Raw genomic sequence first — 10,125 nt, 5'->3', positions numbered from 1 at the left:
TGATCAGATCGTAGGTTCTTGATTTAGTTCCATTGAATTACGCAACAAAGCCAGCAACTGTGGTAAAAGTAAGTACCAATAAGACTAGGGTGTTTATTGAGTAGTTCTCGACATAAAGTGAATTTTCTTTCGGCCTCGGCTTTATTACCTAGCGTTGAATCAATGATAGCAAGGTTACTTAATATTGATCTCGATGAAGCTTGAAGAGAATTTTTTTCTATTTCCCATGCGAGCTTGCAATAGTACTGAGCTTTTGAATAATCTTGGGTTTCTAAAAAAATGTAACCTAAATTATTATATATTCGAGTTAGGAGGCGTTCATTGTTAACGGCTTTTGATGCACTTGCTTTAGTTAGAGAAATAATGGCTTTTGAATAACAGCCTAATCGTATGAGAGCAACGCCAATAGAGTATTCTATGCAGAATTTAATGTCGTGAATATTGGATATTTCACTTCGATGTAGTGCTTCAGTTAGATGTTCAAAGGCTTGATGTACTTGCCCCAATTTTAATAACCGTGATCCTGTACAAAAATAATCAACGGCGCTTGGGATTGGTAGGTCATTTTCAGAGGCAAACTCTCTTATTTTAGCCTCAATCGTAAGAATACTTGCTTCATTAGGAGCTTCAACTATGTCGTTTATTTTTTCACTTAAAAAATAATTAAAGTGCTTAGAAGGGGTCATGTCACGATCACTAAAATAAGATAATCTCGTATTGTACGAAGGGGCGAACAAATTTGAAAGTAAAACTTATAATATAAAAGTGATGTATAAAGGTTACTAGGGACCAGGCCATTAAGCCGTAATATTTAAATTCAATTGAAGCTCATAAGGCATTTTAGATAAGCGTCGCTTTAATTGATGGCGTGTTCGTTCAATATCATCAACCGTAATCGCATCTTGGTCGTTAGTATGAATATCAACATTGACTCTTAGTTCCGGGCCAACCTTAGTCACACCCATTAGCTCCAAATCTTGCTCCGCATCTTTGTCCACAGCGACAACATTCTTATCTACCGCGTCACAAATATCTTTGGTTGCCGACATCATTAGCAGTTCACGCATTGCTTCACGTAACATGTCGAACGGCACTTTGATAAAGTAGAAAGACATCAGCAACATCATCATTGGATCGGCATATACCGCGTATTCAGCAAACGGAGAGTAAGCCACCAACCAAGCAACAACGAACCCTGCCGTAACTGCCACACTCAACAGCGTATCCATTTGCCACTGTTTAGACTCAGCTTGAATCAAACCTGAAGAAATACGTTTGCTCTTGTTAGCGATGTACCACCAAGCGTAACCACAACCCAATACGTTGAAAATACCAAACAGAGTTGCGATAGAAGCATCGACTTCACGACCACCTGTCATCAGAGCACCAATCGCAGAATAAAGCGAATAACCGACCACAAGCAGAATCACAATCGCTTTAATCGCGATTACGATCGGCTCAATGATTGCTCGACCGAACGGAAACTCCCTGTCTGATGGGCGATTAATGTATTTCGAAGCAGCTAGTGACAATAAAGTTAACAGTAAACTGATAAGAGAATAGACACCGTCAAATACTATGACTAGAGAGCCAACGAGAAGACCCAACACCAATCCGCCAATTGCGAAGCCTGATGCTAAAAGGGCTGAGAACAAGAGTACTCGGTTTTCGTTTTGGCTTTTCCTGTCACACATAATATTTTCCAGATGTTTTTGATAACTTCATTGTTCTAATATTGAGCTAGCTTTACAAACTTTATCTGATGACGTTTATATGTCGGTAACCCGTTTTACATTCAAGTAGTTATTATTCAATGGCTTAGTGGCGAATTTTGGTGTCAGTAAAGTTGACGATGACTGTTTTCTAGAGATGGTGTGCAAGTAAAATAAGATCGCTTATGATTAATAAAACAGATTGGTTGCAAGCGTTTTATCGAATTGTGTTATTTGGCTGCAGTTTCAAAGGAATGGATAAATATGAAGTTTGACGATATTGGTGATAGTGAGTTGTGGGTGATTGCTAACCCGATCATGGATAATTTGATGGACGGCTCGACCAAGGTTGACCATGCTCAGCACTGCCGAGATTTTACGCAGCGCATGAAGGATATTGTGACGCCGGAGTATCTGGAAAAGGTGTGTCATCATTATCAGCACAGTAATGGCTTTTTTGCTGAACGTGAACCTGTGGCGCTATTCAGACGCTCCGATTCTATCGCTTTTGTTTGGAAGCAAGCGTATACCATTGCGAAAGGCGAGTTTGTGGCTGAAATGGTACTGGTTGAAGAAGACGGACGTTATTTAGTGGATCACGTGATGGTCTTCTAAAGAGAGGGCTTTTTATTTGCTAGATGACTTTAAGTGTCGAGATAGAACATTATCTGACACTTTAGAAATCAAACAAGTAATCGCTGATCTGATCCGCTAACCAATTCATTCCTGGGTGCTCCGCCATACCTGCCGCAGTAAACATACAGTAGTCTTCTTGAGTTAGGCCATAAGTGTGCTTGATCACCGCCAGTTCCTGTTCACGCAATAAATGGCGTATCAATGGCTCAGGCATTACGCCCCATGCATCTTCTCGTAGAATCGTATCCAACATAAAATCGAAGCTAGAAAAACCAATGTATCGGCGAGAGAAGGGCTCAAGCTCAGGGTTATCTTTTTCATTGAGATAAACCATGGTCGCTTGCATCGAATTTCTTAGTACTTCATCCGATACTCTTCGCATCGCACTCAAATCATGCCCTTTCTTACATACCGACATCATTCGGATCTTGCCGAGTGGGTTGTAGATAATTCTTGGGTCGTCGACACGCTCGTAATCGACACCAAACGCAAAATCAACTTGTTGAGTTTCGACAAGATTAGCTAAGTCGCCACTAGACGCGAGAACGAAGTTGAAAGAAGTGGAAGGGTATTTGTTGTTTAGGGCGTGCGATAAACTTTGCCACATTTCATCGGGTAGGGAATCGTCGCGTGCGATCCAAATCTCGGCGTTGAATTCACCTGAAACATGTAAGCAGGTTTGTTTAATACGCGCTGCCGTTACTAACATGCCTTCGCAATCTTTGTAAATCGCTTTGCCCGCTTCAGAAAGTTCAACGTGGTTGCCGCTTCGTACGAACAATTCGACATCTAACTCTTTTTCCAAGGCTTTGATCGACATACTCAGTTTGGTTCGGTTGCATTCTAGCTGTCGAGCAGCTTCAGAGACGGACCCTAAATCAGCAACTGAACAAAAGGCTTGGACTTGAGAAAGGTTCATTTCATTTCCATATTGAGCGGATGGCGGTGCATATTATCTGAATATTGTGCTGACTATCTTAGAAATAGTCCATCTTTGCATGATAACTCTATGACGAATTGACTAATTTGGTTTATTCTGGGGGCGTTCCGAACCTACAAGAAGTAAAGATGGAGGCCATGATGGCGAAACAATGGGACGAGTACGCACCTGATTGGGATAACGATCCCGCTACTGCTGTATTCGCACAGTCCGCATTTGACCAGTTAACACAGCTCGTTGATTTGAACGGAACCCGTGTCCTTGATTTTGGTTGTGGTACAGGATTACTCAGCCAGAAAATATCTCCTTTTGCAAAAGAGATCATCGCTCTCGATATCTCAGAAGGGATGATTGAAGAGTTAGATAAAAAAGAGCTGTCTAATGTAGAGCCCGTCGTTGATATCTTATCGCGCGGACTTGCAGCCCAACACCCAGCATTCAGAAATCAGTTTGACTTAGTGGTAGCCTCTTCGGTATGTGGCTTTATTCCGAACCTACAAGATACGGTCAGCCTTATTTATACTCTGTTAGAAAACGATGGGGTTTTTGTACACTGGGATTGGTACTTAGAAAACGACAGCGAAGATTTTGGGGTCAGCGAACAGCGCTCCCAGAATGTATTGAGCGCAGCAGGTTTTTCGATTGTTGAAGTCTCAACACCGTTTTCAATCGACACCCCACAAGGTACTTTGAAGGTTCTGATGGGTGTAGGCCGTAAACAAGTGGTTCCTCACCTATAGGTTACTTGTCTGTAGTTGACGTATCTGGAGTTGACGTATAGATAACTCCAGATAACTGCACTCACGCTTAATTGACTAAACCCACATCAACGATCTTTGGATCCGTTATGTGGGTTTTCTATTTATACGCACTTGCGTTTTAAACTAAACGGTTCAATTAAGCGGCCTAATCTCTTCTGCTCATTCTTTCCCTTCCCCAACGACAATCATCGATAAACAACCATCGTTAATTGGCAAATGGCCAATTTAAAAACTGTCTATTCACAAAATTTACAAGCTATCTATTCATAAATTACTAAGTTACAAATGGTGTTTTCCATTTTGGAAATGTAGGCTTGCATACATTTCATTAGTGGAAATGTAAGTGTGAGATATAAAATAAGCCCATAAGAATATTAAGGGTTTAATCATGAGCCACCAATCTGCGTCATCTACTTCTTCAACACTTTCAGAACAACAACAACGCTTTAGCAATATCATTTCAGATGCCAACCTGTCCCCAAAACAGAAGTCGAGCTATCTTGCCTTAGAAGCTGAAGCCAGTCTGCCGTATATGCCGGTAAGCAATGAAGTAGAGCAAGCCTTACAACAAGGTGTGCTGTGTGACATGTTTGAAGGTCACGCCCCATTTAAGCCGCGCTATGTGCTTCCTGATTATTCTAAATACTTACATCAAGGCTCCAAGTATTTAGAGCTTAGCGCGGCTACTAATTTCGACGAAGCATTGAACATGCTCACCATCCTTTATCATCACGTTCCATCAGTGACTTCAATTCCGGTTTACTTAGGCCAGTTGGACGATGTGTTGATGCCTTTTGTTGGCGGTTTGACGGATGAGCAGGTATACCAAAAGCTGAAGCTGTTCTGGATCATGCTGGATCGCACGCTGCCAGATGCCTTCATGCACGTTAATATTGGCCCTAGTGACAACATTGTATGTCGCACTATTTTACGTGTGGATGCTGAACTCAAGCAGATCGCACCTAACTTAACCTTTATGTACGACCCTGCAGTCACATCTGATGACCTGCTTCGTCATGCTGCGAGCAATATCTGTGAATGCAGCAAGCCGCACATTGCCAATTATCCTGCACACGCCGCTGCGTACGGAGATAAGTGTTTTGGCATCGTGAGTTGCTACAACTCTTTGCCTCTGGCGGGTGGTTCAAACACGCTAGTACGTATGAACCTCAAGCAAGTGGCTCTGAAATCTGAAGACAGCGTAGACTTCTTACAGCAAGTACTACCTAACTACAGCAGCATCATGATCGAATTGATGAATGCACGTAGTCGCTTCTTACATGAAGAGTCTAACTTCTTCGAAGGCTTCTTAACCAAAGAAGGCTTAATTGAAGAAGATCGCTTTGCGCCAATGTTTGGTATTTATGGCATGGCTGAGGCGGTTAACATCTTAATGGAAAATGAAGGCAAAGCAGGGCGCTATGGTCACGATGAACAAGCAAATCAGTTAGGCCATCGTATTTCTGAAAAGCTGGCTGAGATTGTTGAAAACTCGGAAGTGAAATATGGGCTGGAAGGTAAGGCTCTGTTACACGCTCAAGGTGGTATCAGCCTCGATGAAGATGTGACGCCGGGTGTACGCATCCCTTATGGAACAGAACCGGATCCAGTGTCTTACGTACGTGCGACGGCTGGTCACCACAAGTTCTACACGTCGGGTATCAGCGACATTCTGACCATCGACGAAACGGTGAAGTCCAATCCAGAAGCGATGTTTAACCTGTGTAAAGGGGCGATTCAAGCGGGTTACCGTGAGTTCACCGCTAACGTAGCATCGAACGATTTGGTTCGTGTGACAGGTTATATGATTAAGCTGTCTGACATTGCCAAATATGACGAGCAAGGTTCACGCACCAATACCACTTTCCTTGGTGCTGAAGCTGCAAAAAATACGGGCATACTAGAGCGTAAACCACGCGTAGCGAGCTTAGAGATGTCGCCGACATACGAATAGCTTTAACGTACGCATGTTATGTGTTTCTCGAATACGAACAATGTGAATTATGAAAATTTCTGATCTAACAACTCAAATGGCTAGGGTTAAAAATAATAAGACAGAAAAACAAGCGAAGGTCAGCCGTGTGCTGACCTTTTCTTGTGTTGATGGACCAGGAAATCGCTTGGTGCTGTTCCTACAGGGGTGTAATTTCGATTGCATCACTTGTCATAATCCACACACCATCAACCACTGTAACCATTGTGGAGACTGCGTGAGTGGCTGCCCGAGCAGTGCTCTGAGTCTTATTGAAGGCAAAGTGAAGTGGGATCCGTTAGCGTGTACCAACTGCGATCAGTGCGTCGATATCTGTGATCATAAGTCTAGCCCCAAAATCACCACGATGACGGTATCAGATGTGCTTGAACTGGTTAGGCACAATCAATTCTTCCTGAGCGGTATTACCGTTTCGGGTGGCGAGGCGACCATGCAATTGCCGTTTATCGTCGAGCTATTTCAGGCGATCAAAAGCGATCCGCAATTGGTACACTTAACGTGCTTTATTGATAGTAATGGCTCGTTGACACAGCAAGGTTGGGATAAGGTATTACCTTACCTTGATGGTGCGATGATCGACCTAAAATCATGGCAATCTGAAACGCATCAATGGTTAGTGGGTAGAGGGAACCATCGAGTGTTTGAAACCATTAACTACTTAGCTGATAAAGGCAAATTACATGAAGTTCGGTTACTGCATATTCCTAATAAAAGTGACCTAGATATCGAGGTAGAGCAGGTCGGGTATTACTTGAAGGGTTTGCCAAGTGATGTTCGAATTCGGTTAAATGCGTTTCAACATCATGGGGTAATTGGCGAAGCTTTAGAGTGGCCTAAATGCACCGAACAACAAATGCAGAGCTTTCACGATAAGCTCTACTCAATTGTTCAAAGAGCAATGCAAACCCCTGAGGTATATACTTAGTCTCTTATCAAATTTCAGTCTTTATAAAACCAGTCTTGTTAGTTCAATCTGCTTCTAACAAAGGTCTAGGCTTCTAAAAACAAGTCACACAACCATTTGATCGCCTGATCATTCATGTTTGGCTTGTTCCATACCAAACTATACGCTACTTTTCCGTAATCAAAAGGAAGCGGCTTACTTACCAAACCTTGTGCTTGTTTGGCATGCTCAGCCCATTGTTTTGAGCAAGTGAACAAGAAAGGTGTGTGGTGACATAACACCGCCGCCGCGCCAAAGTCCGCTACCGATATCGCCATCTCTCTAGGCTTATGACATTGCACTAAGTTTTGCTCAAAGTAAGGCTTAGACAGTTCGTTATCTAAGATCCCAATGTGTTTGTAGTCTAAATAGCCTTCAACTGTTAGTTCTTGCTGAGCGAGAGGGTGGTGAGCGCCCATCAAACAAACCATTTCATCAGGAAGAATCGTTTCCCACACCAGCTTTTTATTATCCGTTGGGGGTTGTGAGATATCGTGTGGCAACAGGATCAAGTTGACCTTACCACTGAGCAAAGCATCGAATCCAAGCTCCTGTTTCGAATAGATATTAAGTTTGGCTTTTGGTGCAAGTTCAGTGGTGATTTTGCTGATCTTCGAGGCAAACACTTCGAAGGTACTTTCACGCATCGAAAGTGAAAAGCTGCCTTGATACTCTTGAGGAGTAAAACTCTTTTGGTGAAGTAACCCGTTCATGCTGGAAAGAATCGCGTGAACAGTGGGCGCTATTTTTAGGGCAAAGGGAGTCGGGATAAGCTTAGTGCCGTCCCGATAGAAAAGCTCGTCGTTAAGGATGTCACGTAGCTGAGACAGAGTTTTACTGACACTCGAAGGGCTGACAAAGAGTTGCTCTGACGTTTGAGTGACGCTGTGTGTGTTCAGCATAATATGAAGCGCAGTGAGGTGTTTAAGGCTCACTCGCGATAAATGTAAGTAATCCATACATAACTCACTCAATACGTGACAACGGTCGGTTTAAGGTTTTATAACAGAAACTAGCGCGCTAACTTGTGATGAGCGCGCGAAAAGTGACCCGCACAGAATGCGCCTACAATCGATAGCTCACCCGCCAAACATAAAGCCGCACAAACCTCAGCTAAGGCTTGTGATTTACCGTTGCCGTGTAGCCCTAGTAAATCGAGACACGCTTTTTGGCTTGGTAGGCCAGTACCGCCACCGACTGTTCCTAACATCAAGTTAGGCAGCGTTACACTTGCGTACAAACCACCTTCTTTGTTGAGCTCCATACGAGTCATACCAATCGCAGACTCAGCAACACACGCCGCGTCTTGACCGCAAGCAATGTAGAGTGCAGCAAGTGCATTGGCATAATGAGCATTGATACCAATCGTACCGCTTAGAGCGCCACCGACTGTGGTCATTTGTCCGAACTGCACCATCTTCTCTGGTGTGGTGTGGAGGTACTTAGCGACAAGCTCAGCAGAGATATTGACCTCGGCTGTGACTTTTTTACCACGAACGCTGCGCAAGGTTTGTGTATTGGCTTTCTTATCGCCTGATAAGTTGCCATCAAGGAAAGCATGATCGGGCTTAACCGGCGTATTTTCTATGATGTACTCAAATACAGCGTTGGTCGCGATAGTTACCATATTCTGACCAGAAGCGTCTCCGGTTAGAAATTCAAACACCAAGTAAACATGGTTACCTTCGATGTTGATATTGATGTCGGTAAGTTTGCCGTGCGACGTTGTTGATTCAGCTAAGGTTTTAAATTGGTCATACTGGGTCACTGCCCATGCCACAAACTGTCCTGCTTCAACTAATCCTTGGAATGCGAAACCAGGAGTGCGTGTTACGCCTTCATTGAGCAACATTGCACTTGCACCACCACAAGCTGTGATCAGCTTTGAACCACGGTTATACGACGCGACAAGCGCCGCTTCAGTGGTTGCAAGTGGGACTAGGTAGTCGCCTTTAGCAAACAGGCCATTGACTCTTAAAGGGCCAGATATACCAACAGGGACTTTTACCGTGCCAATAAAGTGCTCTATGTTTTTCTCATAAGCCTGAATCTGGCTTTGAGTATGAGGGTCGAGCAGTTCTTGCTGCGAGTCTGCATTATCGAGAGCCGCCCAGCGACGTGTAAGGTTTTTTTCAGTCAGGTAAGGGCTCGGAGTCAGTTTATTCACTGGCTTATCAAAATGAGGCTGGAGCTTCTTTTCTAATTCGTCTGCGGAGATGTCGCCTCCTAAAATAGAAACATAGTCACGGCGATGCAGATTTAGTTTTGGCATAAATAGTATGAAGTAAAGTTTGTGCAGCAAAATTGATTTGCGCTGATTCTACCGAGTAATAAACCAGAAACAAGTGCCTGATATAATGAGTTACAGTTTGTATGGATTTAGAGCCATTTGTTAGTCAAAAAGAGGGTAACCATCAAATCGATAAATAGTAGCTCGAATCAGATATGGATATCGAGAAGGCTACCAATGGCTTCGTTTTGACGATCAACCACACTCGCACCAACACGGTTGTAATTTGCGCTCTGTGTCAGCTTTAATAACGCTTCAGTAGAGGAAGAAGCTGGTTCAGGCTCTTTCTCTTTAAACGAAATGGGTTGTTCAGGTTCTATTTGATTGAAGCTCAAATCGCTAGTTTGGAAAGTGTCGTTGGTTTTTGGAGAGTGTTTGGAGTTTTGGTTAAGCTCGATAGCGGCTTCTTCAGCCATGTTGGTTGACTGCTGAATGATGGCGTAACCAGATTGAATACCAGATATCGACATAGCAGAACCTTTTATTGACGTGTGAAATGAGTCTAGGCGGACGATATTTTGAGTGCAATGGAGAACGGCTACAAATTACTAAGATCAGGTGGATTTAAGCTAAAATAGTGACGTTAGTCTATTAATTGAACAACTCATTCAGTACGTTTAACTCTTCATCTGTCAAAAGAGAAGGTTGATCTGTTTCAAGGTTTTCGTCTATTTCACCTTGAAGTGCTTTCAATTGCTGCGGGTTAAGGAGCTGTATTTTCTGCTTAAATGCTTCAAATTGCTGTGTATTCATAATGAGACCTTAGTTCAAATCCATATGCTCAATAGAGCATAGCTTACTGATTCAATAAATCAAACAAGATTAAGTGAATATTAAATGAAGTTTGAAG

General features: G+C 43.1%; 11 protein-coding genes. 4 read left to right on the top strand and 7 right to left on the bottom strand.

The genetic code is table 11. The features are described 5' to 3' along the window. Positions 1 to 23 precede the first annotated feature (23 nt). Entirely contained in the window at positions 24 to 686 is a 663-nt protein-coding gene (locus tag AB6D07_RS18365; protein WP_372091614.1) for a tetratricopeptide repeat protein, read from the bottom strand. Positions 687 to 797: 111 nt separating this feature from the next. Next, positions 798 to 1,694: a cation diffusion facilitator family transporter gene (locus AB6D07_RS18360; protein WP_012600400.1), complete on the bottom strand. Its 897-nt coding sequence runs from the start codon at positions 1,692 to 1,694 to the stop codon at positions 798 to 800. Between the two features lie 282 nt (positions 1,695 to 1,976). On the opposite strand from AB6D07_RS18360, the gene AB6D07_RS18355 reads away from it, so the two are divergent. After that, complete coding sequence (locus tag AB6D07_RS18355) at positions 1,977 to 2,327, top strand: hypothetical protein (protein ID WP_017103721.1); 351 nt, start codon at positions 1,977 to 1,979, stop codon at positions 2,325 to 2,327. Between the two features lie 61 nt (positions 2,328 to 2,388). On the opposite strand, the gene AB6D07_RS18350 is transcribed toward AB6D07_RS18355, so the two are convergent. Beyond that, entirely contained in the window at positions 2,389 to 3,267 is an 879-nt protein-coding gene (locus AB6D07_RS18350) for a LysR family transcriptional regulator (protein WP_009845583.1), read from the bottom strand. A 161-nt stretch (positions 3,268 to 3,428) separates the two neighbouring features. On the opposite strand from AB6D07_RS18350, the gene AB6D07_RS18345 reads away from it, so the two are divergent. The 3 genes from AB6D07_RS18345 (at position 3,429) to AB6D07_RS18335 (ending at position 6,967) form a co-directional block, all read left to right on the top strand. Beyond that, positions 3,429 to 4,028, top strand: coding sequence for a class I SAM-dependent methyltransferase (locus AB6D07_RS18345; protein WP_009845582.1), 600 nt, complete (start codon positions 3,429 to 3,431; stop codon positions 4,026 to 4,028). 409 nt (positions 4,029 to 4,437) lie between these two features. Next, entirely contained in the window at positions 4,438 to 6,003 is a 1,566-nt protein-coding gene (locus AB6D07_RS18340) for a YjjI family glycine radical enzyme (RefSeq protein WP_017103722.1), read from the top strand. A gap of 49 nt (positions 6,004 to 6,052) precedes the next feature. Continuing rightward, the gene (locus AB6D07_RS18335; protein WP_017103723.1) at positions 6,053 to 6,967 is read left to right on the top strand and encodes a YjjW family glycine radical enzyme activase; all 915 of its coding nucleotides are present in this window, start codon (positions 6,053 to 6,055) and stop codon (positions 6,965 to 6,967) included. A 65-nt stretch (positions 6,968 to 7,032) separates the two neighbouring features. Here AB6D07_RS18335 and AB6D07_RS18330 read toward each other — a convergent pair whose 3' ends face one another. The 4 genes from AB6D07_RS18330 to AB6D07_RS18315 all read right to left on the bottom strand — a co-directional run bounded on the left by AB6D07_RS18330 (position 7,033) and on the right by AB6D07_RS18315 (position 10,028). After that, the gene (locus AB6D07_RS18330; RefSeq protein ID WP_029223049.1) at positions 7,033 to 7,944 is read right to left on the bottom strand and encodes a LysR family transcriptional regulator; all 912 of its coding nucleotides are present in this window, start codon (positions 7,942 to 7,944) and stop codon (positions 7,033 to 7,035) included. Between the two features lie 53 nt (positions 7,945 to 7,997). Beyond that, positions 7,998 to 9,257, bottom strand: coding sequence for a hydroxymethylglutaryl-CoA reductase (locus AB6D07_RS18325; RefSeq protein WP_029223050.1), 1,260 nt, complete (start codon positions 9,255 to 9,257; stop codon positions 7,998 to 8,000). 167 nt (positions 9,258 to 9,424) lie between these two features. Continuing rightward, a complete protein-coding gene (locus AB6D07_RS18320; protein WP_009845577.1) occupies positions 9,425 to 9,745 on the bottom strand; it encodes a hypothetical protein in 321 nt (106 codons plus the stop codon). 121 nt (positions 9,746 to 9,866) lie between these two features. Then, on the bottom strand, positions 9,867 to 10,028 hold the full coding sequence (locus AB6D07_RS18315; protein ID WP_009845576.1) for a hypothetical protein: 162 nt from the start codon (positions 10,026 to 10,028) through the stop codon (positions 9,867 to 9,869). Between the last annotated feature and the right edge of the window lie 97 nt (positions 10,029 to 10,125).

It is taken from the genome of Vibrio sp. 10N.239.312.C11, from assembly GCF_041466065.1.
Classification (GTDB): domain Bacteria; phylum Pseudomonadota; class Gammaproteobacteria; order Enterobacterales; family Vibrionaceae; genus Vibrio; species Vibrio tasmaniensis_A.
Note: the sequence above shows the minus strand (reverse complement) of the source record. Positions and strands in the feature narration are given on the sequence as shown.